A 23,987-nucleotide genomic window follows, 5' to 3' on the forward strand; every position below is an offset into this window, starting at 1 on the left:
GGCGGCGTCCGCCAGGGGGAAATGCCTTACACTGGAGCGATGAAAAAACTCCTGTTCTCCCTGCTTGTTTGCCTGTCTGCCCAGTTGTGCCAGGCGGCCGACGCCCGCTTCACGGTGGTGACGGTCGATCCTGCGCGCCAGGACCTGCGCCTGTTTCTCAATGACGAGACGGGCCAGCCCTTCAAGGGCTTCGGCCGCCTGCAGGAGTGGCTGCAGGAGCGCAAGCAGCGGCTGGTATTTGCCGTCAACGCCGGCATGTACCACCCGGGATTCGCGCCGGTGGGTTTGCATGTGGAAAATGGCAAGGAACTGGCGCCGCTGAACCTGGCCGATGGCAAGGGCAATTTTTTCCTCAAGCCGAATGGCGTTTTCTTTTTGACCAAGAGCGGGCCGCAGGTGCTCGAGTCGACGGCCTACGCGGCGCAGGCCGCGCAGGTGCGGCTGGCGACCCAGTCCGGTCCCATGCTGGTTATCGACGGCAGGATGCATCCGCGCTTCGAGGCGGACTCACACTCGCGCCACGTGCGCAATGGCGTCGGCGTGCTCGATGGCAAGGCGATTTTTGTGATCAGCAACGTGCCGGTCACCTTGCACGAATTCGCCGCCTACTTCCGCGATACGCTCCATTGCAAGAACGCCCTGTACCTGGACGGCTCGATCTCGAGCCTGTTCTCGACCGAACTGGGGCGTGCCGACTTCGGCCCGCCGCTGGGACCGATCCTGGGCGTGGTGGAGCCGGCCCAGCGCTGAGGCAGGCGCTGTCGCCTGCCTCAGCGCGTGCCTGCATCAGGCCTTGCGCGCTTTCCTGCGCGCCGCGCCGATCACCAGCAGGCCGGCCGCCAGCATGCCATACGTTGCCGGTTCAGGTACCGGCGACGTCGGGGTGGCGCCATCGTGGGCCAAGCTGATCATGGTGCTGGCGTAAAGTGTTCCGGTGGCGACGGCCGCTCCCGAACTGAGCGCGCCTTCCAATAGCCGGCTGCCATTTCCCTCATTGCTATCGAAGCCCGTGTGAAATTCGCTGAATCCACTCACCCCGTTGATGGTCGAAAACAACTGGCCGCTCATGCGGGCATTCGACGATGCCCGATCGATCCCATCCTCATCCAGGAAAGCATCGGCTTGTGCCGAAAACAACAGCCTGGTCGAAGGCGACAGGGTGAAGTAGAGGCTTTGCGCCGTGTGGGCGTGCGCCGCCAAGCTCGATGGTAGCGAATTCACATGCGCTTCCACATGCATGCCGGTGGGCGCACTGGTCGCGCTGGCGCTGCCAGTGGCGTAAGCGCCGCTGATCGTCCCGTAATCATCCAACAAATCATGGTCCTCCCTCTGGATTTCATGATACGTGAAAACATTGACAGCGCGTAAATAGGGTATCGCCCGGACAGGAAGCGCCTGCGCCATTACAATGAGACGCATGAATAAAGCATTTGTCAAAGAATCGGATAACGACGACGAGGAAGCCATTGCGCTGGCGCAAGCCATTCCCGCGGGCGCCAAGAATTACATCACGCCGGCCGGCTACCAGCGCATCAAGGATGAGCTGCTGCAGCTGATCGATGTCGAGCGGCCCGAGGTGGTCAAGGTGGTGCACTGGGCGGCCTCGAACGGCGACCGCTCGGAAAACGGCGACTACATCTACGGCAAGCGGCGCCTGCGCCAGATCGACGGGCGCATCCGCTTCCTGACCAAGCGCATGGATTCGGCCGCCGTGGTCGATCCCAGCGTTCAACATGGCAATGACCAGATTTTCTTTGGCGCCACCGTCACCTATTGCAACAGCGCGGGCGAGGAGCACACCGTCACCATCGTCGGCATCGATGAACTCGATCCGCTGAACGGCAAGATCAGCTGGGTCTCGCCGGTGGCGCGCGCCCTGACCAAGGCCAGGGAAGGCGATCTGATCACCTTGCAGACGCCGCTCGGCCCGGATGAGCTGGAAGTGCTCAGCGTGCGCTATCCGGCCCCCGCCGGAGATTGATTTTTCATTTTAGCGAGTTGCCGATGTCGATTTCCCATGCCACTTTCAACCACGCCCTGCGCATACCGCTGGCGGCCGAGGTCCACTCGCGCCCGTCGCTGCGCCTGAACGGCTCCGAAACGCTGACCCACCTGGCAGTCTATGCGCGCGAGGAGGGTGATGCCGATGCGCATCAGCTGGCATGCCAGAACCGGTTGCTTGCCGGCCTGTGCCGTCACTTCGGGGTGGCGCCGCCGCATCCGCAAGCGCGCTATTTCTTTCACGATTTCGGCAATTTCCGCCTGCAATGGGAATCGCACACCGAGTTTTCCACCTACACCTTCGCCGAGCAGCGCGCCAAGCCGGTCGCCGCCGAGCAGGCGTTCGAGCAGGTGCCGCTGCGCCATGTTCCCGATGAGTGGCTGCTGAGCCTGGAAGGCACGGTGATGGCCGCCACCCACGTGAGCTTGCAGCAGGTCAGCGCCTCGCTGACCGAGATGCGCCACGTGTTCGCCGGCAATCTGCTGGTCGGCTGCGACAGCCAGAATTTCGCCAAGGTCTGGACCGATTTCGCGATCGCGCCCGATGGATTTGGCAGGGTGGTGATCCAGGACCTGGGCATGCAGTACCAGCAGGCCGGGCGCCTGGTGCAGCGGGTGCTGGAAATTGAAACCTACCGCATGATGGCGCTGCTCGGCTTGCCGCAAGCGCAGCTGGCCGCCCCCGTGCTCAACGGCATCGAGGCGGACCTGGCGCGCTTGTCGGCCGGCATGACCGATGCCGGCGACGCGGTATCGGACGCCCCCGACGCCCCTGACGACGAGCGCGAATTGCTGCACAAAATCACGGTGCTGGCTGCGCGCATGGAAAAGCTGGCGCTGGAAAACAGTTACCGTTTCGCCGCCTCAAAAGCGTATTACCGGCTGGTGCAGGCGCGCATCGAGGAGTTGCGCGAAGCCCGCATTCCGGGCGTGCCGACCATCCGCGAATTCATGGACCGGCGCCTGGCCCCGGCCATGAACACGTGCGAGTCGACCGTGCGGCGCCAGGAAGCGCTGGCCGAGCGCATCGGCCGCACCAACGACTTGCTGCGCACGCGCGTGGGCATCGTGCAGGAGCAGCAAAACCGGCGCATCCTGGAGTCGCTCAACGCCCGCGCGGCCCAGCAGCTGCGCTTGCAGCAGGCGGTGGAGGGCTTGTCGGTGGTGGCCATTTCCTACTATTCGATCGGGCTGATCGCGTATGCGGGCAAGGCCATGAAGGCGGCCGGCGTGCCGATCAACCCGGACATGGTGACCGGCGCCGCCATGCCGGTGATGCTCGCCGTTGTCTGGCTGGGGCTGCGCCGCATGCATCACCACGTGAGCCGCTAGGCTTACTCGCTTGCCAATGTGGCGCGGCCCGGCTGCTGGTCGACCGGCTTGCCTGGCGCGAAGATCCAGGACGTGGTGGAAAAGGCCAGGTCGGACCAGCTGACGCCGTTGTCGTGGGATTCGCTGCGCAGCACGGCGCTGACCGTGCAGACAGGCGGCTTGACGCCGCGAGGGTCGCCGCCGCCGCAGCCCTCGGGCACGACCGGGTATTCCAGCGCCATCACGTTGTTGCGCCGGGTCACCGCGGCAGGCGGTTCGGCTTGCCTGCCCCAGGTCAGGTTCTGCCCCTTGAGCGACGCGCTGACTTCGGGCGGCAGCGCCTCCGGATACTAGATCTTGTCCGGATACGTAAAACGCGTGAAGCGCTTGCGGTCCCGGTCGAGCATGGTGATGCCGATGTAGGGAACGCCATTGGCCACGCCGGCGCTGCCGCAGATCTCGTCTCGCTTGGGTCTCGGAACGTCCGCCAGGAACGTGAGCATCGACAGTTCGGGTTCCACGTCGATGGCTGCGCGGCCGGGTGCGGCGACATAGGCAAGCGAGACCAGTTGCACGAAGATCGACCTTTCGCCGCGCCATTCGCGCTTGATCTCTTCGTCATCCGGCTGCTTACCGGAGAGAATAAATTCGGATTGATCGGGCAGGCGGCAACGCATCACCAGTGGCTTGCCCTGTGCCAGCACAATTCGCCGGTCCCGGCGTTTGTCTTCATCGGGTGCAAAGCCTGGCCTGGCGGCGTCCGGCTGGTCCAGCGCCGATTTGCCGATGGTGAACAATTTGGATGCGCTGGTGACGACCGGCTCGCTCCATCTGTCCCCCTGGTCGGTCGATTGCATTTGCAATACGTGCGACAGCGGCGCGCGGTACACATCGGCATCCGCGTAGTGGCCCAGGTAGCGGCGCGTGAGCGCTTCTTCGAGCACCCACGTGGTGCCGAGTACCGCCACGCGCCTGTAGCCGGTATAGTTCAGGGCTTCCCGGGCGGAGCCGCGATTGGCCTGTGTTTCGACCTCTTCATCGTGAGGACGGTGCGCTTTCAACGACGCGACCTGGCCCTTGGCGATGCTGCGGTACTGCCCCTTGCCGAAAGCGGGTGCATGGACGCTGTCGCCCCTGACATAAAATTTGGCGCACATTGCCGCCGGCGTAGCCGCGTCGTCGGGGCGCTCCAGCGATGTGCTTCCCAGATCGACCGGTGCGGCGCCGCCCGGTGCGAGGTAGCGCGTGTCGTACCTGGTAGCGCAGCCTGCCGGACGGACTCCGGCAGGCGCTTTGCAGTGCGCCTCCATCACAATACGGCCGCCCTGGGGCAGCACGCATTCCAGGGTGTCCCGGGCAAAGCCGGACCGGGCATGCAGGCCCAGCACCAGCACGGTCACGAGGGCGGTTTTCATTCGGTGCATTCTTCTTTCAGGCATGGCTGCTCAAGCGGCGTGGCGCCGCTCTCGTCGCGGTTGCGGTAATTGCGCAGGCTGCGCGCGGAAGGGTGGGCGAGGCCGGCTTGCCGCGCAAGCGCCATGCCGGTCTCGAAAAAGTAGGGCGCGGCCTCGATACTGGCCGGCTGCCAGGTGTCGCCACGGTCGCTCGAGCTCATGCGCAGCACGGCGCTCACCGGGCATTGCTGGGCATTGGTTTCGGCGCAGGCGGGAACGTCGGTCGCGTACAAGGGCAGCTCCTGCACCAGCTTGCCCTGGCGGATGGCCAGGGCGCCGTTTTTGCCCATCACGCGCAAGCCGCGCTGGGTTAACAGAGCATCGATACGCTTTTGTTCCTCTTTGTCGAGGTCGCTCTTGCCGGTGCGCGCCGGTACCCAGAAGCGTTTTTCTCCCGGCATGCGCAGGGACAGACCGGTACCCGGCTGGCCCTGGTGGCTGCCCAGGCGGGAGCACAGAAGTTCCAGAGTGCGCCGTTGCTGCAAATTCAGATATTCCAGGTTTGCGCCCGTGTACACCAGATTGCCGGTGCCGCGCGCGCGGTAATACACCTTGAAGTCTTGCTGGTCGTCGCGGTGGGTGCGACGGCTCGAGAAGTCACCCGGCTGCGCCCAGTCATGTTTTGCCTGCAGGATGAAAGCGCCGCCTTCGGCCAGCTCGCATTCGACAGTTTCGGTGCGCTCGACGGCGCAGGCCTGGCCCATGAACGCGGCGGCAAGGCAGAAGGAGAGCGTGTGCAGAAAACAGCGATAACCCATGGAGTTGCTTCCGGAAAGGTGATGGAGGTGGGCAGGCTTACCGGCGTTGCAGCGTGGCCCTGCCGGGCTGCTGTTCGAGCGCCTTACCTTGCGTGAAGATCCAGGAGGTTTTGGATACGGCCAGGTCTGACCAGCTGACCCCGTTGTCATGCGATTCGCTGCGCAGCACGCCGCCGACCGGGCAGACGGGGACCTGGTCGCCCCGGGCACCGTTGGCGCAGGCGTGCGACACGAGCGGGTATTCCAGCCCGATCAGCTTGCCCCGGCGGCTGACTGCCACGTTGATGCCATAAGTCAGTTCCTGACGCATCAGCATCTCCCTGACCTGGCGCGGCGGGTCGCCCGGAAACCAGATCTTCTCCGGATAGTCGAATCGGGTGAAGCGCTTGCCGTCCTGGTCGAGCATGGTGATGCCGATGTAGGGAACCCCGTTGGCAAGGCCGGCGCCGTTGCAGACCTGATCCTGCGCGGGACCCGCGGCCGCCGTCGGCAAGCCCATGAGCAAGGCCAGGTCGGGGTCCACGCTGATGGCGGCGCGGCCCGGTGCGGCCACATAGCTGACCGAGGCGAGCGGCACGAAGGGCTGCAGTTCGCCGCCGGACTGGCGGTTCTCATCTTCGTCATCCTGCAACATGCCGGAGAGAATAAATTCGGATTGATCGGGCAGGCGGCAACGCAATACCAGCTGCTTGCCTTGTTCCAGCAGCGCGCGCCGTCCCTGGCGTTTGTAGGCGATGGTCGAGGCAGCGGGTTTGGCGGCGTCCGGCTGGTCCTGCGCCGATGTGCCGATGGCGAATAATCTGGACGCGCTGGTGATGACCGGGGCGCTCCAGCTCTTGCCTTGGTCGGTGGACAGCGTTTGCGACACGTGCGACAGCGGCTGCCGGTAAAAATCGGCATCGGCATAGTGGCCCCAGTGCCAGCGCGTGAGCGCGTCTTCGACCACCCAGGTGGTGCCCTGCACCGCCATGCGCGTATAGCCGGGACGGCTCAGCGCACGCCGGGCCGATTCGCGGTTGGCCTGCTTTTCCACTTCTTTGTCGTAGTGCGGTTTCGCTTCCAGGGAAGCAAGCCGGCCCTTGGCGACGGTACGGTATTGGCCATACTCGGCGCCGCCCGCATGCACGGCACCGTCGCGGACATAAAAATTGGCGCACATTTGCGCCGGCGTACCCGAATCGTCGGTGCGGCGCATCGAGGTGATGCCCAGCTCGACCGGCGCGGCCCCGTCCGGCCCGAGGTAGCGCGTGGCGTACTGCGTATCGCAGGTTGCCGGGTCATTGCCGTACAGCGCTTTGCAATCTCCCTCCATCACGATGCGGCCGCCCTGGGGCAGCACGCATTCCAGCCGGTCCTGGGCAAAGCTCGAGTGGGCGTGCAGGCCCAGCACCAGCGCGGTCACAAGGGATGTTTTCATTCGGTGCATTTTTTCTGGCATGGCTGCTCAAGCGGCTCGGCGCCGTTCTCGTCGCGGTTACGGTAGTTGCGCAGGCTGCGCGCGGAAGGGCGAGCCACGCCGGCCTGCCGCGCGAGCGCCACGCCGGTCTTGAAGAAATAGGGCGCGGTTTCGATGCTGGCCGGCTGCCAGGTTTCGCCCCGGTCGCTTGACGTCGTGCGCAGCACGGCGCTCACCGGACACTGCTGAGCGTTGCGGTCGGCGCAGGCCGGCGCGTTGGTGTCGTACAAGGGCAGTTCCTGCACCAGCTTGCCCTGGCGGATGGCCATGGCGCTGTTTTTATCCATCAGGTGCAAGCCGCGCTGCTTCAACTGCGCATCGATGCGCTGCTTTCCCACTTCGTAGAGGTCGCCCATGCCGGTGGGCGCCGGGACCCAGAAGCGTTTTTCTCCCGGCATGCGCAGGGAAGCACCGGTGCCCGGCTGTTCTTCGTATATGCCCAGGCGGGCGCACAGGGCTTCCATATTGGCGCGTTGGTCCAGGCGCTGATGTGCCAGTTCTGCGCCGGTGTCCACCAGTTCCCTGCTGCCGCGCGCGCGGTAGGACACCTTGAAACCGCTCTGGTCCTCGCGCGCGCTGGCATGGCGCGCGAACACCGCCAGCGGGGTCCACTGATGTTTCGCCTGGAGGATGAAGGCACTGCCATCGGCCAGCTCGCACTCGACGGTTTCGGTGCGCTCGACGGCGCCGGCGCTGCCCATGAACGCAAGCGCAAGGCAAAAGGGGAGCGTGCTGAACAAACGGCGATAGGCCATGGAGACTCTTCCGACAGCTGACAAGGGTGGATGCGAGTAGCGATGTTAACACATGATCAACATGCGGCATCGATCGGATGCCACGTCACATAGTTGAATCCGAAATCGTGGGGCGGCCGAATAAAGGATGAGACCGCAGTTTATTTCACCGCTTTCCCACTTCATCACAGGCCTGCCCATGCACGATTACCGACTTGTACGCCATCCTTTTTGTGCCTTGCTGCTGGGCGCCTCGGCCCTGGTCCACGCCGGCGAGCCAGCGGAACCGCTGCCGCAAGTGGTGGTGGCCGCCTCGCGCGTCAGCCAGCTCGGCGTGGCCGATTCCGCCAATGCCGGCCTGGTCACCCAGCAGCAACTGGCGGCGCGCTCGGTGTACCGTCCCGGCGAGCTGCTGGAAGCCACGCCCGGGCTGATCGTCAGCCAGCACAGCGGCGAGGGCAAGGCCAACCAGTTTTACCTGCGCGGCTTTAACCTCGACCACGGCACCGACTTGCGCACTACGGTGGACGGCATGCTGGTCAACCAGCGCAGCCACGCCCACGGGCAGGGCTGGACCGACCTGAACTTCCTGATTCCCGAACTGGCCAACCGCCTGGAATACCGCAAGGGCCCGTACCATGCCGACGAAGGCGACTTCGCGGCCGCCGGCGCGCTGGCGGTACGTTACGCCGACACCCTGCCGGAAGGCATCGCCAGCCTGGGCCTGGGGCAGAACGGCTACCGGCGCGCGCTGCTGGCCGATTCGCCCGCGCTCGGCAAGGGCAGGCTGCTGTACGCGCTGGAATCGTTCCATAACGACGGGCCGTTCACCCGCGGCGACGATTACAACAAGGTCAACGGCGTGCTGCGCTTCAGCCAGGGCGACGCCGCCAATGGCTTGAACCTCACGGCCATGGCCTACCGGGCGCGCTGGAACGCGAGCGACCAGATTCCCCGGCGCGCGCTCGCCGATGGCCGCCTGGGGCGCTTCGACACGGTCGACGCCAGCGACGGCGGCAGTGCGCGCCGCTACAGCCTGTCCGGCGGCTGGCACGCCGCATCGGCGGCCGGCGTGACGAAGGTGAATGCGTCGGTGGCGGCGAACCGGCTTGAGCTGTACTCGAACTTCACCTATTTCCTGGACGACCCGGTCAACGGCGACCAGTTCAGCCAGCCGGACCGGCGCGTCACCAGCGCCCTGAACGCCGAGCACCGCTGGGGCAGCCACCGGGTCGGCGTGCAGTTCCAGAACGACAATATCCACAACGGCCTGTACGACACCGTCGCGCGCCGGCGCCGCGCCACCACGCGCGAGGATCACATCGTCGAAACCAGCGCCGCCGTGTTTTACGAGAACAGCACGCGCTGGACGCCCCTGTTCCGCTCGGTGGCCGGGGTGCGCGTCGATCACTATCGTTTCGATGTCGACAGCATCTTGCCTGACAACAGCGGCCGCGCCAGCGCCAGGCGCGCCAGTCCGACCCTGAGCCTGATTGTCGGCCCGTGGCGCAAGACCGAGCTGTACCTGAATGCCGGCACCGGCTTTCACAGCAACGACGCGCGCGGCACCACGATCCGCACCGACCCGAAAAGCGGCGAGCCGACCGACCGGGTGACGCCGCTGGTCAAGGCGCGCGGCTATGAAGTGGGCCTGCGCAGCGAAGCGCTGCCCGGCTTGCAAAGTTCGCTGTCGCTGTACCAGCTCGATGTCGATTCGGAACTGGTGTTCGTGGGTGACGCGGGGACCACCGAGGCGGGCCGGCCGAGCCGCCGCAGCGGCGTCGAGTTTTCCAATTACTACAAGCCGAGCGAGTCGATGAGCATCGATGCCGATGTGGCGTTTGCGCGCGCGCGCTTTCGGAATGCCGATCCGGCCGGACGGCGCATTCCCGGCGCGGTCGAAGGCGTGGCCTCGCTGGCGCTGGCGCTCGACAATCTCGGTCCGTGGTTCGGGGCCTTGCAGCTGCGCTATTTTGGTCCGCGTCCGCTGATCGAAGACAACAGCGTGCGGTCGCGCTCGACGACCACCCTGAACGGGCGCGTCGGCTACAAGCCGGGCAAGCGTCTCAAGCTGGAACTGGAAGGCTTCAACCTGGCCAACCGGCGCAGTTCGGCGATCGATTATTTCTACGAATCGCGCCTGCAAGGGGAGGCCGGGCCGGTCGAGGACATCCATTTCCACCCGACCGAATCGCGCTCGTTCCGGCTGACGCTGAGTTCATCATTTTGAGGCGTGCGGAGCAACAAGGCTGATAGACTGTGACGCGAATGCCTTACAGAACAGGAATTATCTATCAATCAACATCCCAACCGTGCGCACGCCGATGCGCTGAGCGCCCTGCGCATTGCCACAGCCGACCGCCACGCCGTGCTCGACGCCGGCATGCCGCTGGCCCAGCCCGACGCCGGCTTGCAGCACTACAGCGACCACCTGCACATGCTGCGGCGCTGGTTGTCTCCCTTGGAAACCTGGCTGGCGCGTTACAGCGATGGCCCGCAGGGTGAGCCCGGCTTGCCGGCGGTGGCGCGGGTGGCGCTGATCGATGCCGATCTGGCCGATCCGGCGCTGGGCGGCGTGCGTGCCGATACGCGGGCCGAGGACGATGCCGTGTGGCCGATGGGTGCCAGCGCGGCGTACCGCTGGGGTGTGACGTATGTGATCGAGGGTTCGCAACTGGGCGGGGCGGTGCTGTACCAGCGCCTGGCAGGGCCGCTGGCGCCGCATCCGCTGCGTTATCTGCGCAGTGGTGCCGAGGGGCCGGGTGCGCGCTGGCGCAACTTCATGCTGGCGCTGCGCGAGGGGGTGAAAAGCGAAGGGGAGATTGCCGATGCGTGCAGGGGAGCGTGCGATGCGTTTGACCGGATTTTGGCGATGAGGTAGGGGCAGTATCGTCATTCCCGCGCCGAGTGCCGCCTGGGCGCGGGAAGTCATTTCTGCCAATGGCGGGAATGACGGCAGTTAATTCCGCTCGCGTTCCACCCTGGTCACGCCCATCACGCGCCGCAGATTCCTGATCAGATGCGCCAGATGCACGCGGTCCTTGATCTGTATCGTAAACCGCAACTGCGTCATGACGTGTTCTTCGTCCTCGTCCATTCCCACATACGAAATGTTCGCATCCGATTCGCCAATCTCGGCGGCCACGCGCGCCAGGATGCCTTTTTCATTATTAATCAGCAGCCTGATCCGGCAATCGAAGCGGCGGTTCAATTCTCCGCCCCACTGCACGGCGATCCAGCGGTCCGGTTCCTTGCCGCGCAGCCGCTTGGCGCCGGCGCAATCGCTGGTATGCACGATCAAGCCCTGATCGCGCCGCAACTGCCCGATGATCTGGTCGCCCGGAATCGGCAAGCAGCACGGCGCCAGCTGCACCGACACGCCTTCGCTGCCATAAATGGTCACCGGGTCGAGTTCGCCCGGCGTCGCATTCGGATTGGCCGGCAAACTGACCAGATCGTCATCGACTAGGCCGAAAATATGCCGCGCCACCAGCGCCGCCATGCGCTTGCCGATGCCGATGTCCGCATACAGCTCATCCATCGACTTGGCCGACGATTCATTGAGCAGCTTCTCGACCGTCGGCTCGGGCAGATCCGGCTGGATATTGAGTGCCGTCAATGCCTGCGCCAGCAACTCGCGGCCCAGTTCGACCGACTCGTTCAGGTTGATGGTGCGCAGATGATGGCGGATTGCCGAACGCGCCTTGCCGGTGCGCACGAATGCCAGCCACGTCGGGCTCGGCCGTGAATCCGGATTGGTGACGATCTCGACAATGTCGCCATTGCGCAACTCGGTGCGCAGCGACGCCGCTTCGTTGTTGATCTTGACCGACACCGTATGGTCGCCGATGCCGGTGTGAATCGTGTACGCAAAATCGAGCGCCGTGGCGCCGCGCGGCAGGGCGATGATCTTCGATTTCGGGGTGAACACGTACACCGAGTCGGGGAACAGGTCGACCTTGACGTGCTCCAGGAACTCGGCCGAGTCGCCGGTCTGCTGCTGGATGTCGAGCAGCGATTGCAGCCAGGCATGGGTCTTTTGCTGCAGGTCCGACAGGTTCGACTCGCCATTCTTGTACAGCCAGTGCGCGGCCACGCCGGACTCGGCGGTGCGGTGCATTTCCTGGGTGCGGATCTGGAACTCGACCGGCGTGCCGTACGGGCCGATCAAGGTCGTGTGCAGCGACTGGTAGCCGTTGAGCTTGCGGATCGCGATGTAATCCTTGAACTTGCCCGGCATCGGCTTGTACAGGCCGTGCAGGGTACCCAGCGCCACGTAGCAATTGGCGAAGCTGTCGACCACGACGCGGAAACCGTACACATCGAGCACCTGCGAGAACGACAGATGCTTGCTGCGCATCTTTTTATAGATGCCGTACAGGGTTTTTTCGCGCCCGTAGACTTCGGCCGGCAGCTCGGCGACGGCCAGGGTGTTCTTGACCGATTCGAGGATCTTCTTGACCACTTCGCGGCGGTTGCCGCGCGCCGCCTTGACGGCCTTGGACAGGGTGCGGTAGCGCACCGGATACAGGTGCGAAAACGCCAGGTCCTGCAGTTCGCGGTAAATATTGTTCAGGCCCAGGCGGTGCGCGATCGGCACGTACACTTCCATGGTTTCGGAAGCGATGCGGCGTTTCTTGGCCGCCGTCATGTGCTCGAGCGTGCGCATATTGTGCAGGCGGTCGGCCAGCTTGATGAGAATGACGCGCACGTCCGACGCCATGGCCAGCAGCATTTTGCGGAAGTTTTCCGCCTGCGCTTCGATCAGGGTCTGGAATTCGATTTTTTCGAGCTTCGACAGGCCGTCGACGAGGCTGGCGACGGGGGCGCCGAAGCGCTCGATCAGCTCATCCTTCTTGACGTCCTGGTCTTCCATCACATCGTGCAGCAGCGCGGCCATGATGGCCTGGGCGTCGAGCTTCCAGTCGGCGCAGATTTCAGCGACGGCGATGGGATGGGAAATATACGGTTCGCCCGACTTGCGGACTTGTCCCAGGTGCATCTCGTCGGAAAAACGATACGCTTCCTTGACCTTTTTGAGTTCGGAGGCAGTGAGGTACTCGCTCAGCTTGGCCGACAGCTGGGAGACTGATGCCACGCCCGGGGCGGGAGCGGCGGGAACCGCGGCTTCTTGCGCCTTGGTGGCGGCGCGCGAAGACCGGGTCTTGGGTGTGCCTGAGAGTGTCGTATCCGGAGGAATCAGATTCATACGCAAAGTCAATCAGCCGAAATGTGAAAAAAGAAAATCAGGATGGCTTGTTGACACCGTTCGGGCACGAAAAACACTTACATCGGAACCTTTTTCAGCATCTCGATACCGACCTTGCCGGCTGCGATTTCACGCAGGGCGACGACGGTTGGCTTGTCCTTGGCTTCCACCTTTGGAGTGTGGCCTTGCAACAACTGACGCGCGCGATAGGTCGCGGCCAGGGTCAGCTGAAAGCGGTTAGGGATGTGCTTTAAGCAATCTTCAATGGTAATGCGGGCCATGTAATTTCCTCAATATGACGGTGTGTGCCGTGTCACGATTGTTGCGCATGGATACCCAGTTGGGCAAATAGCGAGGCGTTACGCGCAGCTTGTTGTGCAAAACGGCTGCGTGTCGCTCTGACAATCGCGCTCATCTCTGACAAGGCGACGTTGAACTCTTCATTGATAATAACATACTCGAACTCCCGAGCGTGAGCGATCTCGCCGCCGGCCGCCAGCAGACGGCGCGTGATCACGTTCGGTTCATCCTGGCCGCGCTTGTACAGGCGCTCTTCCAGGGCGGCGATCGAGGGCGGCAAAATGAAGATGCCGGCGGCGTCGGGAAACTGCTTGCGCACCTGGCGCGCACCCTGCCAGTCGATTTCGAGCAGGATGTCGGTGCCGGTTTTCATTTCCTTTTCGACCATCAGGCGCGAGGTGCCGTAGTAATTACCGTGCACTTCAGCCCATTCGAGGAATTCCTCGCGGCCGGCGCGCTCGACGAAGTCCTCGGCGGTGGTGAAATGGTACTCGCGGCCATCCTGTTCGCCGGGGCGGGGAGGGCGCGTGGTGGTCGAGATCGACAGCTTGATGCCCGGTTCCTGCGCCAGCAGGGCGTTGACCAGGGTTGACTTGCCAGCACCGGAAGGCGCGGCGACGACGAACAGGCTGCCTGAAAAACCATTGATTGGAGAGGGCATGGGTGTCTTTCTCGGGTACGGGTTGGTGCGTTATTGCGTTAGTACAGCTGCTTGCTTACTTATATACTTGCTACGGTAGTCCCAAAACGTCGTTCCTGGCATTGCCAGAAACGACTTCCCGCGCAGGCGGGAACCCAAGTTGATTGCGCAGCTGATGGCTACGGTACGAACTTGGGTTCCCGCCTGCGCGGGAACGACGAGCTGAGGGCAGGATGAAGGGTAGCGCTACTCCAGATTCTGCACCTGCTCCCGCATCTGTTCGATCAACAGCTTCAGTTCCATCGACGCATCGGCCAGTTCCTTCACCGACGCCTTGGCGCCCAGCGTATTGGCCTCGCGGTTCAATTCCTGCATCATGAAATCGAGCCGCTTGCCGACCTGGCCACCCTTTTTGAGGATATGCCGCGTCTCGGTCAAGTGCGCGGACAGGCGCGAGAGCTCTTCCGACACATCGATCCGGATTCCGTACAAGGTCACTTCCTGGCGAATCCGCTCGAACGCTTCCTGGCGCGTCAGGGTCGACGGCGTACCGTGCCCGGCCAGCCCCAATGCATCCTGCATGCGCTCGACCGCCTTTTGCTGGAATTGCGCGATCACCTGCGGAATGAGCGGCGTGATGCGCTTGACAATCACGTCCATCGCATCGATGCGTGAAATGAGCATCGCCTCCAGGGCCGCGCCTTCGCGCCGGCGGCTGTCGACAAACGCCGCCACGGTGGTGGCCGTGAGCGCGGCCACATCGGCCTGCAGCGACTCCTGGCCGACCTGGGCTTCCTCGATCACGCCGGGCCAGCGCAGCAGCTCGGCCACCGTCATCAGCGGCGCCGAGACGAAATGCCTGGTCACTTCGGTCTGCAAGCGCGCCAGATCGGCCAGCATGGCGGCATTCAAGGCTTGCGAACCGCCGGCGACCTTGCGCCCGAAACTCAGGCGTGCCTCGACCTTGCCGCGCGTGATGGCGGCCATGATCGCGGCGCGCAAGTCCGGTTCGAGCGCGCGCAACTCATCGTTGATGCGGAACTGCAGATCCAGAAAGCGCGAATTAACGCTCTTGATTTCAATTGTAAGGGTGCCCGCCGCGCCTTCGCTGGTGGCCACCGCGTAACCTGTCATGCTAGAAATGCTCAATGGAGTCCCCGGTATTTTTATCTTTTCTTTACAAAGCCGTGATTTATCCACACAATCGCCGTGTTAAGCAAGGAACACACAGATGGCTGCACAAAATAACGCTCCCCTGCCCGATGGTCTTGAAATTGCCGGATATCGCATTGTAAAGAAAATTGCGTCCGGTGGGTTCAGTATTGTATATCTCGCTTATGACGCCGAGGGGAACGCGGTCGCCATTAAAGAGTACCTGCCGAGCTCACTCGCTTTGCGGCAACCTGGCGAGCTCGTTCCGGTGATTTCACCACCCAATCTGCCGGTATTTCGCATCGGCCTGAAGTGCTTTTTCGAGGAGGGACGGGCGCTCGCGCTGATCTCCCACCCGAACGTGGTGCGGGTGCTGAACTTCTTCCGCGCCAACGATACTGTATACATGGTGATGGGCTACGAATCGGGCCACTCGCTGCAGGAACATATCGCCCGGCTCGGCAGCAAGGGCAGCCGCTTGTCGGAAGCCTTCATCCGCCAGATTTTCCTGGGCGTGTGCGGCGGCCTGCGCGAAGTGCACGCCAACAAGCTGCTGCACCTGGACCTGAAACCGGCCAATATCTACCTGCGCACCGACGGCTCGCCGATTTTGCTCGACTTCGGCGCCGCGCGCCAGACCATCAACGCCGATATCCCGAAGCTCACGCCGATGTACACGCCGGGCTTCGCCCCGCCCGATCTGTACTCGAAAACGGCGGCGCTGGGACCATGGTCGGATATTTACAGCATCGGCGCCACCATCTTCGCCTGCATGGCGGGCGCGCCGCCGCAGCCGGCCGACCAGCGCAAGACCGAAGACAAGATGCCGGGCTACTACGCCAAGCTGGAAGGCAGTTTTTCGCCGGCCTTGATCAACATGGTCAAGAACTGCCTCGACATGGACCCGCTGGCGCGGCCGCAAAGCCTGTTCGCGCTGCAAAAGGAACTGGCGCTGCCGCCACCGAAGAAGCCGGAAGCGCCGCGCGGTCTGGAAAAGCTCGGCGGCCAGGTCCGCGGGCTGGTCGACCGTTTGGGTGGTTTCGGCCGCAAAAAAGTCAACGATAAAAACACCTGATCCAGAAAGATATCTATGCAATTTTCCGTTTATCAGGAAAGCCAGCTCGGCGGCCGCAAGGTCAACCAGGACCGGATGGGATACAGCTTCACGCGCGACGCGCTGCTGCTGGTCCTGGCCGACGGCATGGGCGGCCACCTGCGTGGTGAAATGGCCGCGGCCATCACGCTGCAAACCATGTCGAGCATGTTCCAGCAGCACGCCACGCCGTATGTGAGGAAGCCCGAACGCTTCCTCGAAGAGGCGTTCCTCGAAGCGCACGACGAAATTCACCGCTACCGCATCGCCAACAACATGCCCGACACGCCGCGCACCACGGTGGTGGCGTGCCTGATCCAGCACAACACGGCGATCTGGGCCCACTGCGGCGACTCGCGCCTGTACTGGCTGCGCCGCGGGCAGATTCTGGGACGCACGCGCGACCACTCGCACATCGAGCACCTGATTGCCCAGGGCCTGGCCGATCCGGCCGAACGCGCGACGCACCCGGACCGCAACAAGCTGTATAACTGCATTGGTGCCAGTTCCCTGCCGAAGATCGAAGTGTCGCGCCAGGTCAGCCTGCTGACCGGCGACGTGGTCATGCTGTGCTCCGACGGCTTGTGGTCGATGCTGCCGGACGAGGAAATCGTCCATCGCCTCTCGACCCAGACCATCGTGCGCGCCATTCCCGACATGATCAGCACCGCGATTACCATCGGCGGCGAGACCTGCGACAACACGACCGCGCTGGCGATCATGTGGCAAGGCTCGCCCGAAGTGGAGACGGCGGGCGTGAACACGGACGGCAGCGCCGCGGTGATTTCGACCATGATGCTGCCCGAGAACCTGGTCAGCACCACGATCCTGAGCGCCCCGGAGCCGGAGCAGCCGCTCGAAATCGACGCCTTCAACGACGACGAGATCGAAAAGGCGATTGCCGAGATCCGCGACGCCATCGAAAAATCATCCCAAGTTTTGAAATAAGGTTTTTATGACATTTGAATCACGTCCGAGCGGCCGCGCCGTCGACCAGCTGCGCGACATCGTATTGACGCGCCAGTACACCAAGCATGCCGAAGGATCGGTCCTGATCGAGTGCGGCGACACCAAGGTCATTTGCACTGCCAGCATCGAAGAGAAGGTGCCGGGCTTTTTGAAGGGCAAAGGGCAGGGCTGGCTGACGGCCGAATACGGCATGCTGCCGCGTTCGACGCACACGCGCATGGACCGCGAAGCGGCGCGCGGCAAGCAAAGCGGGCGCACGCAGGAGATCCAGCGCCTGATCGGACGTTCGCTGCGCGCGGCGTTCGACCTGGAAGCGTTCGGCGAGCGTACCCTGAACCTCGATTGCGACGTGATCCAGGCCGATGGCGGCACGCGTACCGCGTCGATCACGGGCGCGATGGTGGCCGCGTACGACGCGTTCAGCAAGCTGGTGGCCAGCGGCGCGATTGCGGCGGTGCCGGTGAAGAGTTTTGTGGCGGCGATTTCGGTCGGCGTGTACAAGGGCATGCCGGTGCTGGACCTCGATTACGTCGAGGATTCGGGCTGCGACACGGATATGAATGTGGTGATGACCGAAGCCGGGCACTTTATCGAAGTGCAGGGCACGGCGGAAGGCGCGGCGTTCGATCGGGCGGGGATGAACCGTTTGCTGGACCTGGCGCAGGCGGGGATTGCGGATATTATCGCGTTGCAGAAGAAAGCGCTGGGGATCTAACCGCCCTCCGTTACCCTTTGCTCCGTCGTTCCTGCCATTGGCAGAAACGACTTCCCGCGCCAAGGCGGCGCTCGGCGGGAACCCAAGTTTGTACCGCAGATACAGGCGGCTCAACTAACTTGGGTTCCCGCCTCCGCGGGAACGACGGTTTTACGTTTACGAGTACTTACAACACCACCGTAATACTCCGAAACGTCTGCTCCTCCTCCGCCATCCCCTTCACATGCGGCCCGCCGTCATCACTGAGAATCTGCACCTTGCGCGTGCCTGGAATGGCAAACAGCGCCTCCGGCCGCACATCGTCAAAATCCTCATGCACCAGCTGTTCCGGCGCATCGTCCTTCTTGCCTGACCAGCGATACAGCGCAAACTCGCCATGATCGGCCGGCGGCCCGGCCACGATCATGTACGCCAGCCCCACCAGCTCCATGCTGCGGATCGCCAGGCCGCCCAGATCGAGTTCGAACGTCTCGCCAAACTCGGCCCGCTCGCCCTCGACCACTTTTTCCGGGTTGAGCAAATGCACCACCAGCGCCTTGCCTTCCGGAGCGGGATTGCGCAACCCGATCAGCAAGGTCCCTTCCGGCGTGGCCGCCAGCCCTTCGATGTTGAAAGCGCCATCGGCTTCCGGCGTCTTCCCGGACGCCTGCGCAATCGGATATTTTTTCAGCTGTTCGGCCGCGATCATGTCGTCCAGCAGGCCGCTGTAGGCCTTGCCGACCGGTTTCAAAAGCGTCTTGCCCTTGCCCGCCTCGGTCGCAAAGAAGCGGAAACGGCGCTCCTGCACCTCGCCCTTCTTGTTGCGGCCGTGCGAGGTAATCCAGTAAATCCGCTCGCCGATGGTGGCCGCGCCTTCCAGGTCCGATTCCTTGTTCTTCCTGGTGCCCAAAAAGTCCGACAGGTCGACCACCTCCACCGCATCGGCCACGCCGCGCTGGTAGATTTTCAGCTGGTTGCGTTCGTCGTTGGCGACCACGAACAGGTCCTCCCCGAGCGCGGCGGCAGCCGACGCATCGCACATGCCGCGATAAACGAAATGGTCTTCCAGTCTGGCGTGCAGCGCATCCGCGATCAGGGTTGCGCTGGCCGGTTCTTGGTGTTTGTTCACGGTGTTCTCCAGAGCGTTTGTCAAAAACGCCATGATAGAGGCTAACGCAGGCGCCGTGCCGCGCGCGTGACCAGCCAGCCCGCCACCACCGTGAAGGTGGCGATGACCGCCGCAATGATCCAGAAACCGGCCGGGTGGTGCGACAGCGGAATGCCTCCCACGTTCATGCCCAGCATGCCGGCGATGATGTTGATCGGCAGCGCCAATACGGTCACGATGGTCAGGATGAACAGGCTGCGGCCCGTCTCTTCGCTGACGCGCGCGGCGATCTCTTCCTGCAGCAGCTTGATGCGTTCCTGCAGCGACGACATATCGCTCAGTACGACCGAGAATTCCTCGGTCGCTTCGCGCAGCTCCTGGGTGTCCAGGTCGGCCATCCACAAGGGCGGGCGTTGCAGGAGCCGGAACAGGGCGGCCGGCTCGGGCGCCAGCAGGCGTTGCAGGCGCACCAGCACGCGCCGCATGGCGCCCAGGTCTTCGCGCTTGGCGGTGGGGCGGTCGGCCAGCAGCTTGTCTTCGATGTCGTCGACCCGTTCGACGGCGTCGCGCACGATTTTCACCAGCACGTCGGCCTGGTCGCGCAGCAGGTGGATCAGCAGTTCGACCGATGAGCGCACCGGCTCGCCCTGGCGTACCGCCTGGCGCACGCGTTCGATCGACTGCAGGGGCTTCCTGCGCGCGCTGACGACGACATTGCGCGCCACGCTGACCCACAGGGTCGAAATGTCCGACTCCTCGAACGAAAAATTGTGCAGCACATCGTTGACCACCGCGATCAGGGTGTCTTCAGCCAGTTCGATGCGGGTCGAACGCGAGCCGGTATGCAGCGTCTCGTAGAATTCATCGGCCAGGTTGGCGTGCGTGGTCAGCCACTTTTCGCTGGCCGCGTTGGACAGGTTGAAGTGCAGCCAGATGAACTGCGAGGGATTGTTGGCCGCGTGGTCGCGCATCCAGGCCAGCGCCGCGGCCGAATCGATGGCCAGCGCTTCCGGGCTGACGCCGAACAGATAGCCCCACACCAGCCCCGATGGGTCGGAGCCATAGCTCAAGCCGACCTTGTCCACGTCAAGCAAGGCAGCCCCCGGCGCGCATGCTTGCCTCATGGTCGGTTTGGGCGTCGCTTGGCGCGTCGCATGGCGCTGCTGTCGGCATCGGATCGTCGTCGTCAATTCAGGATGCCGATATAGTACAGTGTTTGCCCCGCAAAATCCCGCGAAAGCGGCGCCCGCGCCAGCCGGGCGGCCAATGGCGCTAAAATACGCACTTGCGGATGCCGCTGGCATCCATCACCCGCCAGACCAGACTCTTATGACCCAACGCCTTATCCTCGCTTCCAACAACGCCGGCAAACTCAGGGAGTTTGGCGAAATCCTCGCACCCGTAGGCTTCACCCTGCACGCGCAGGGCGAATTCGACGTGCCCGAAGCCGACGAGCCGTTTGCCACGTTTGTCGAAAACGCGCTCGAAAAGGCGCGCCACGCCTCGCGCCTGACCGGTTTGCCGGCGCTGGCGGACGATTCGGGCGTCTGCGTCAATGCCCTGGGCGGCGCGCCCGGCGTATGGTCGGCGCGTTTTGCGGGCGAACCGAAATCGGACGCGCGCAACAACGAGAAGCTGATCGCCGACCTGGCCGCACACGCCGACAAATCGGCGTACTACTATTGCGTTCTGGTGTTCGTGCGCCACGCGGACGACCCGCAGCCGGTCATCGCCGACGGCCGCTGGAACGGCGAGATCGTCGCCGAGGCGCGCGGCACGGGCGGTTTTGGCTACGATCCGCATTTCTGGATTGCGTCGCTGGGCAAGTGCACGGCCGAGTTGTCGCCGCTTGAAAAGAACGCGCTGTCGCACCGCGGCCAGGCCCTGCGCGCGCTGGTAGAGAAGCTGAAATGATTCCGATCAAAGTCGCCGGCAGCGCCGTCAAGACCGAGCCCCGCTCGCCGGCCGCCAGCGCCCTGCAGTACCTGCAGCCGGGCGCCCTGAACCTGGCTGCGCTGCCGCCGCTGTCGCTGTACATCCACTATCCGTGGTGCGTGAAGAAGTGCCCGTACTGCGATTTCAATTCGCACGAGGCACGCGGCGAGCTGCCGGAAAAGGAATACCTGGATGCGCTGCGGCTCGACCTGGAGCAGTCGCTGCCGCTGATCTGGGGCCGCAAGATCTACACCATCTTCATCGGCGGCGGCACGCCGAGCCTGATGTCGGCCAAGGGGCTGGACCGCCTGATGTCGGACGTGCGCACCCTGCTGCCGCTGGATGTGGATGCGGAAGTGACGATGGAAGCCAATCCGGGCACGTTCGAGGCCGAGAAGTTCAAGTCGTTCCGCGCCAGCGGCATCAACCGCCTGTCGATCGGGATCCAGAGCTTCAGCGGCAAGCACCTCAAGGCGCTGGGCCGGATCCATGACGACAACGAGGCGCGCCGGGCGGTCGAGATCGCGCATGCGAACTTCGACAACTTCAATCTCGATCTGATGTATGCCTTGCCGTCGCAGACCCTGGAAGAAGCACGGCACGACCTGGAAACGGCGCTCTCGTTCGCGCCGCCGCACCTGTCGCTGTACCACCTGACGATGGAGCCGAACACGCTGTTCGCCAAGTATCCGCCGGCGCTGCCGGACGACGATGCCAGCGCCGACATGCAGGACATGATCGCGCTGGAAACGGCGGCGGCGGGATACGGGCATTACGAAGTGTCGGCGTACGCGCAGCCGGGGCGGCGCGCGAAGCACAATGTGAATTACTGGGAGTTCGGCGATTATCTCGGCATTGGCGCGGGCGCGCACTCGAAGATATCGTTCCCGCACCGGGTGCTGCGCCAGGCGCGCTACAAGCAGCCCAAGGCGTTTATCGAAGCGGCGCGCGCCGGTAATCCGGTGCAGGAAGAACGCGAGATCGGGCGTGCGGATATGGGGTTCGAGTTCATGCTCAACACCTTGCGCCTGACCGGGGGGTTTTCACCGAACCTGTTCGGCGAACGCACCGGCATGGGGATCAATGCGATCGAGCAGACGCTCAATGCGGCCGAGGCCAAGGGCTTGATTTACCGCGATCACAAGATCATCCGGCCGACGGAGTTGGGCCAGCGCTTTTTGAATGATTTGCAGGAGATGTTTTTGTCGGCGACGTGATGGAGCCTAGGCCGCCAGTTTCAGCGGCATTTTGCCCGCAACCCGCTGCGGCCGGCCTTTCGGCGTCGCCGCCAGCTTGAACCCCCCAGCCACATCCGCCAGCCGCGCCGCCTGTTCTTCCAGGCTGCCGGCGGCCGCTGCCGCTTCCTCCACCAGCGCCGCATTCTGCTGCGTGACCTGGTCCATCTGCGCAATCGCTTCGTTGACCTGGTCGATGCCCACGCGCTGCTCGTTACTGGCGGCCGTAATCTCGGACATGATGTCGGTCACGCGCGCCACGCTGTCGACCACTTCGCCAATCGTGGTGCCGGCTTCCTGCACCAGGCGCGTGCCGTTGCTGACCTGGGCCACCGAGTCGCCGATCAAGCCCTTGATTTCCTTGGCGGCGCCGGCCGAGCGCTGGGCCAGCGTGCGCACTTCGGAAGCGACAACGGCAAACCCGCGTCCCTGTTCACCGGCGCGCGCCGCTTCCACGGCGGCATTGAGCGCCAGGATATTGGTCTGGAACGCGATGCCGTCGATCACGCCGATGATGTCGACGATCTTGCGCGACGACGCTTCGATCGATCCCATCGTATCGACCACCTGGCTGACGATCGCGCCACCCTTGCGCGCCACCTGGGACGCCGCCAGCGCGAGCTGGTTGGCCTGGTGCGCGTTGTCGGCGTTCTGGCGCACGGTGGAGGTCAGTTCTTCCATCGAGGCGGCGGTTTCTTCGAGCGAGCTGGCTTGCTGCTCGGTGCGGGCCGACAGGTCCAGGTTGCCGGCGGCGATTTCGGTCGAACCGATGGCAATCGCATTGGTGCCGTTCTGGACTTCCGAGACCACGCGCGTGAGCGAGTCGTTCATCGCCTGCAGGGCGCGCATCAGGTCACCGATTTCATCGCGCGCAGCGCGACCGAACTCGGTGGTCAGGTCGCCGCTGGCCACGGTGCCGGCCACCGCCACGGCGGCCTTGAGCGGGCCGGTGATCGAGCGCGTGATCAGGAAGGCGCACACGGCGCCGGTCAGCACCGCCAGGGTGCCGAGCAGCAGGAGCAGGCTGATGGTGCGGCTGTTGGCTTGTTCGATGGCGACGGCGGTGTCGTCGATGGTCTTGCGCTGCATGCCCAGCATGGCCTGAATGCTGTTCTGGTACGCGCTGGCGGCGGGGAGAAAGGTGCCGTTGAAGGCCAGGTCGGTGGTGGCGCCGTCGCCGGCCTTCTTGGCGGCCATGACTTTTTCCTTGGCCGCCTGGTAAGTGGCGCGCTGGGCCAGGATGGCCTGCATCGTCGCCTTTTCTTCGTCGCTGGTGAGCAGCGGCTCGATCTGCCTGATCAGCTCCGTGCTGCGTTTGACGCTGTCCGCAATCGCTACCGCGAACGTGGTCGACAGCGTCTCGTCGGCACTGCGGGCGATCAGCGAGGTGCGGGTGACGGCCGAATAGGTCATCACGTACCAGTCCGATATCATGCGTTCCTTGGTCAGCGGCTGCGCCATCATGCGCTCCGTGGCGCGCGCGTTGCCGCTCGCCGCCATCATGGCGTAGCCCGTGGACAGGATGGACAAAACCAGCACGATGGCGAAACCGATCGCAAGGCGCGATCCGATGCGGACGTTGGGGAACATGATGTTTTCCTGACAGTTGAGAAGTGAATAATTCCGGACGGCAATTATCCTATACGACAAGATACACATCCAGCTAACGTTTCTCGAACTGCAATTTCCCCATAAAATGTTGTTTTGAGGCAACGCCATCCCCCTTGCCGACCTGGTTTTTCCCGTTGGAATGGCAATTCAGCCTACTTTATTGTCATATTGGAATTATTCATCGGTCCGATATGCGTTGGACATGGCCGGCCATCAGGGCGACGGCGGCTGGTCGCGACTGTCGGATCGGCGCAACTTTTTGTTCGACTACACAGCGGTAACCGGCGCTTGCATACAGGCATCCCATCCGACTAGAATGAATGTCTG

General features: G+C 63.7%; 23 protein-coding genes. 10 read left to right on the forward strand and 13 right to left on the reverse strand.

Translation table 11 applies throughout. The features are described 5' to 3' along the window. The first annotated feature begins 39 nt into the window (after positions 1-39). Complete coding sequence (locus RBA41_RS24835; protein ID WP_306626910.1) at positions 40-750, forward strand: phosphodiester glycosidase family protein; 711 nt, start codon at positions 40-42, stop codon at positions 748-750. A gap of 36 nt (positions 751-786) precedes the next feature. Here RBA41_RS24835 and RBA41_RS24840 read toward each other — a convergent pair whose 3' ends face one another. Beyond that, the gene (locus RBA41_RS24840; RefSeq protein WP_306626911.1) at positions 787-1,404 is read right to left on the reverse strand and encodes a PEP-CTERM sorting domain-containing protein; all 618 of its coding nucleotides are present in this window, start codon (positions 1,402-1,404) and stop codon (positions 787-789) included. Positions 1,405-1,417: 13 nt separating this feature from the next. On the opposite strand from RBA41_RS24840, the gene greB reads away from it, so the two are divergent. Next, on the forward strand, positions 1,418-1,981 hold the full coding sequence (gene greB, locus RBA41_RS24845; RefSeq protein WP_306626912.1) for a transcription elongation factor GreB: 564 nt from the start codon (positions 1,418-1,420) through the stop codon (positions 1,979-1,981). A 23-nt stretch (positions 1,982-2,004) separates the two neighbouring features. After that, the gene (locus RBA41_RS24850) at positions 2,005-3,333 is read left to right on the forward strand and encodes a DUF3422 family protein (protein WP_306626913.1); all 1,329 of its coding nucleotides are present in this window, start codon (positions 2,005-2,007) and stop codon (positions 3,331-3,333) included. Between the two features lie 2 nt (positions 3,334-3,335). Here RBA41_RS24850 and RBA41_RS24855 read toward each other — a convergent pair whose 3' ends face one another. The 5 genes from RBA41_RS24855 to RBA41_RS24875 all read right to left on the reverse strand — a co-directional run bounded on the left by RBA41_RS24855 (position 3,336) and on the right by RBA41_RS24875 (position 7,735). Beyond that, complete coding sequence (locus RBA41_RS24855; RefSeq protein ID WP_306626914.1) at positions 3,336-3,557, reverse strand: hypothetical protein; 222 nt, start codon at positions 3,555-3,557, stop codon at positions 3,336-3,338. 105 nt (positions 3,558-3,662) lie between these two features. Continuing rightward, positions 3,663-4,727, reverse strand: a complete 1,065-nt coding sequence (locus RBA41_RS24860; protein WP_306626915.1) for a hypothetical protein — start codon at positions 4,725-4,727, stop codon at positions 3,663-3,665. Beyond that, a complete protein-coding gene (locus RBA41_RS24865) occupies positions 4,724-5,524 on the reverse strand; it encodes a hypothetical protein (protein ID WP_306626916.1) in 801 nt (266 codons plus the stop codon). Before RBA41_RS24865 ends, RBA41_RS24860 begins: the two co-directional genes overlap by 4 nt. Positions 5,525-5,561: 37 nt before the next feature. Then, positions 5,562-6,941 carry a hypothetical protein gene (locus tag RBA41_RS24870; RefSeq protein ID WP_306626917.1) on the reverse strand — a complete coding sequence of 460 codons (1,380 nt, stop codon included), beginning with the start codon at positions 6,939-6,941 and terminating at the stop codon, positions 5,562-5,564. Beyond that, the gene (locus tag RBA41_RS24875) at positions 6,938-7,735 is read right to left on the reverse strand and encodes a hypothetical protein (protein ID WP_306626918.1); all 798 of its coding nucleotides are present in this window, start codon (positions 7,733-7,735) and stop codon (positions 6,938-6,940) included. The genes RBA41_RS24870 and RBA41_RS24875 overlap by 4 nt, the downstream gene beginning before the upstream one ends. A 178-nt stretch (positions 7,736-7,913) precedes the next feature. Here RBA41_RS24875 and RBA41_RS24880 point away from each other — a divergent pair, with 178 nt between their 5' ends. Beyond that, positions 7,914-9,944: a TonB-dependent receptor gene (locus RBA41_RS24880; protein WP_306626919.1), complete on the forward strand. Its 2,031-nt coding sequence runs from the start codon at positions 7,914-7,916 to the stop codon at positions 9,942-9,944. A 108-nt stretch (positions 9,945-10,052) separates the two neighbouring features. Continuing rightward, positions 10,053-10,595: a biliverdin-producing heme oxygenase gene (locus RBA41_RS24885; protein ID WP_374709596.1), complete on the forward strand. Its 543-nt coding sequence runs from the start codon at positions 10,053-10,055 to the stop codon at positions 10,593-10,595. Between the two features lie 78 nt (positions 10,596-10,673). Here the strand turns inward: RBA41_RS24885 and RBA41_RS24890 are convergent, their stop codons facing one another. The 4 genes from RBA41_RS24890 to RBA41_RS24905 form a co-directional block, all read right to left on the reverse strand. Continuing rightward, positions 10,674-12,923 carry a RelA/SpoT family protein gene (locus tag RBA41_RS24890; protein ID WP_306626921.1) on the reverse strand — a complete coding sequence of 750 codons (2,250 nt, stop codon included), beginning with the start codon at positions 12,921-12,923 and terminating at the stop codon, positions 10,674-10,676. Positions 12,924-13,000: 77 nt separating this feature from the next. Then, the gene (gene rpoZ, locus RBA41_RS24895) at positions 13,001-13,204 is read right to left on the reverse strand and encodes a DNA-directed RNA polymerase subunit omega (protein ID WP_054264095.1); all 204 of its coding nucleotides are present in this window, start codon (positions 13,202-13,204) and stop codon (positions 13,001-13,003) included. Positions 13,205-13,236: 32 nt separating this feature from the next. Next, complete coding sequence (gene gmk, locus RBA41_RS24900) at positions 13,237-13,884, reverse strand: guanylate kinase (RefSeq protein ID WP_306626922.1); 648 nt, start codon at positions 13,882-13,884, stop codon at positions 13,237-13,239. A gap of 225 nt (positions 13,885-14,109) precedes the next feature. Further along, positions 14,110-14,997 (reverse strand): YicC/YloC family endoribonuclease, encoded by an 888-nt coding sequence (locus RBA41_RS24905; RefSeq protein WP_306626923.1) that lies wholly within the window; start codon positions 14,995-14,997, stop codon positions 14,110-14,112. A gap of 97 nt (positions 14,998-15,094) precedes the next feature. Between RBA41_RS24905 and RBA41_RS24910 the strand changes: the two genes are divergently transcribed. From RBA41_RS24910 to rph, 3 genes are read left to right on the forward strand one after another with little or no spacing between them, the layout of a single operon-like run. Continuing rightward, on the forward strand, positions 15,095-16,090 hold the full coding sequence (locus RBA41_RS24910) for a serine/threonine protein kinase (protein ID WP_306626924.1): 996 nt from the start codon (positions 15,095-15,097) through the stop codon (positions 16,088-16,090). A gap of 15 nt (positions 16,091-16,105) precedes the next feature. After that, on the forward strand, positions 16,106-17,056 hold the full coding sequence (locus RBA41_RS24915) for a PP2C family protein-serine/threonine phosphatase (protein WP_054264091.1): 951 nt from the start codon (positions 16,106-16,108) through the stop codon (positions 17,054-17,056). 7 nt (positions 17,057-17,063) lie between these two features. Next, a complete protein-coding gene (gene rph, locus RBA41_RS24920; protein WP_306626925.1) occupies positions 17,064-17,792 on the forward strand; it encodes a ribonuclease PH in 729 nt (242 codons plus the stop codon). Between the two features lie 166 nt (positions 17,793-17,958). On the opposite strand, the gene RBA41_RS24925 is transcribed toward rph, so the two are convergent. Together RBA41_RS24925 and RBA41_RS24930 are read right to left on the reverse strand one after the other, a co-directional pair. Continuing rightward, positions 17,959-18,900, reverse strand: coding sequence for a DUF3616 domain-containing protein (locus RBA41_RS24925; RefSeq protein WP_306626926.1), 942 nt, complete (start codon positions 18,898-18,900; stop codon positions 17,959-17,961). Positions 18,901-18,941: 41 nt separating this feature from the next. Beyond that, positions 18,942-20,003, reverse strand: a complete 1,062-nt coding sequence (locus RBA41_RS24930; protein ID WP_306626927.1) for a transporter — start codon at positions 20,001-20,003, stop codon at positions 18,942-18,944. A 205-nt stretch (positions 20,004-20,208) separates the two neighbouring features. On the opposite strand from RBA41_RS24930, the gene rdgB reads away from it, so the two are divergent. Further along, a complete protein-coding gene (gene rdgB / locus RBA41_RS24935) occupies positions 20,209-20,793 on the forward strand; it encodes an RdgB/HAM1 family non-canonical purine NTP pyrophosphatase (RefSeq protein ID WP_306626928.1) in 585 nt (194 codons plus the stop codon). Then, the gene (hemW, locus tag RBA41_RS24940) at positions 20,790-22,031 is read left to right on the forward strand and encodes a radical SAM family heme chaperone HemW (RefSeq protein WP_306626929.1); all 1,242 of its coding nucleotides are present in this window, start codon (positions 20,790-20,792) and stop codon (positions 22,029-22,031) included. Before rdgB ends, hemW begins: the two co-directional genes overlap by 4 nt. Positions 22,032-22,037: 6 nt before the next feature. On the opposite strand, the gene RBA41_RS24945 is transcribed toward hemW, so the two are convergent. Continuing rightward, the gene (locus RBA41_RS24945) at positions 22,038-23,639 is read right to left on the reverse strand and encodes a methyl-accepting chemotaxis protein (protein WP_306626930.1); all 1,602 of its coding nucleotides are present in this window, start codon (positions 23,637-23,639) and stop codon (positions 22,038-22,040) included. Positions 23,640-23,987: the final 348 nt, after the last annotated feature.

This window comes from Massilia scottii, from assembly GCF_030846495.1.
Lineage (GTDB): Bacteria > Pseudomonadota > Gammaproteobacteria > Burkholderiales > Burkholderiaceae_D > Telluria_A > Telluria_A violaceinigra.

Bases quoted from the DNA above. Each gene is read 5' to 3' on its own strand.
- RBA41_RS24835 (WP_306626910.1), top strand. From the start codon at position 40: ATGAAAAAACTCCTGTTCTCCCTGCTTGTTTGCCTGTCTGCCCAGTTG.
- RBA41_RS24840 (WP_306626911.1), bottom strand. From the start codon at position 1,404: ATGGCGCAGGCGCTTCCTGTCCGGGCGATACCCTATTTACGCGCTGTC.
- greB (WP_306626912.1), top strand. From the start codon at position 1,418: ATGAATAAAGCATTTGTCAAAGAATCGGATAACGACGACGAGGAAGCC.
- RBA41_RS24850 (WP_306626913.1), top strand. From the start codon at position 2,005: ATGTCGATTTCCCATGCCACTTTCAACCACGCCCTGCGCATACCGCTG.
- RBA41_RS24860 (WP_306626915.1), bottom strand. From the start codon at position 4,727: ATGAAAACCGCCCTCGTGACCGTGCTGGTGCTGGGCCTGCATGCCCGG.
- RBA41_RS24865 (WP_306626916.1), bottom strand. From the start codon at position 5,524: ATGGGTTATCGCTGTTTTCTGCACACGCTCTCCTTCTGCCTTGCCGCC.
- RBA41_RS24870 (WP_306626917.1), bottom strand. From the start codon at position 6,941: ATGAAAACATCCCTTGTGACCGCGCTGGTGCTGGGCCTGCACGCCCAC.
- RBA41_RS24875 (WP_306626918.1), bottom strand. From the start codon at position 7,735: ATGGCCTATCGCCGTTTGTTCAGCACGCTCCCCTTTTGCCTTGCGCTT.
- RBA41_RS24880 (WP_306626919.1), top strand. From the start codon at position 7,914: ATGCACGATTACCGACTTGTACGCCATCCTTTTTGTGCCTTGCTGCTG.
- RBA41_RS24890 (WP_306626921.1), bottom strand. From the start codon at position 12,923: ATGAATCTGATTCCTCCGGATACGACACTCTCAGGCACACCCAAGACC.
- rpoZ (WP_054264095.1), bottom strand. From the start codon at position 13,204: ATGGCCCGCATTACCATTGAAGATTGCTTAAAGCACATCCCTAACCGC.
- gmk (WP_306626922.1), bottom strand. From the start codon at position 13,884: ATGCCCTCTCCAATCAATGGTTTTTCAGGCAGCCTGTTCGTCGTCGCC.
- RBA41_RS24905 (WP_306626923.1), bottom strand. From the start codon at position 14,997: ATGACAGGTTACGCGGTGGCCACCAGCGAAGGCGCGGCGGGCACCCTT.
- RBA41_RS24910 (WP_306626924.1), top strand. From the start codon at position 15,095: ATGGCTGCACAAAATAACGCTCCCCTGCCCGATGGTCTTGAAATTGCC.
- RBA41_RS24915 (WP_054264091.1), top strand. From the start codon at position 16,106: ATGCAATTTTCCGTTTATCAGGAAAGCCAGCTCGGCGGCCGCAAGGTC.
- rph (WP_306626925.1), top strand. From the start codon at position 17,064: ATGACATTTGAATCACGTCCGAGCGGCCGCGCCGTCGACCAGCTGCGC.
- RBA41_RS24930 (WP_306626927.1), bottom strand. From the start codon at position 20,003: ATGAGGCAAGCATGCGCGCCGGGGGCTGCCTTGCTTGACGTGGACAAG.
- rdgB (WP_306626928.1), top strand. From the start codon at position 20,209: ATGACCCAACGCCTTATCCTCGCTTCCAACAACGCCGGCAAACTCAGG.
- hemW (WP_306626929.1), top strand. From the start codon at position 20,790: ATGATTCCGATCAAAGTCGCCGGCAGCGCCGTCAAGACCGAGCCCCGC.
- RBA41_RS24945 (WP_306626930.1), bottom strand. From the start codon at position 23,639: ATGTTCCCCAACGTCCGCATCGGATCGCGCCTTGCGATCGGTTTCGCC.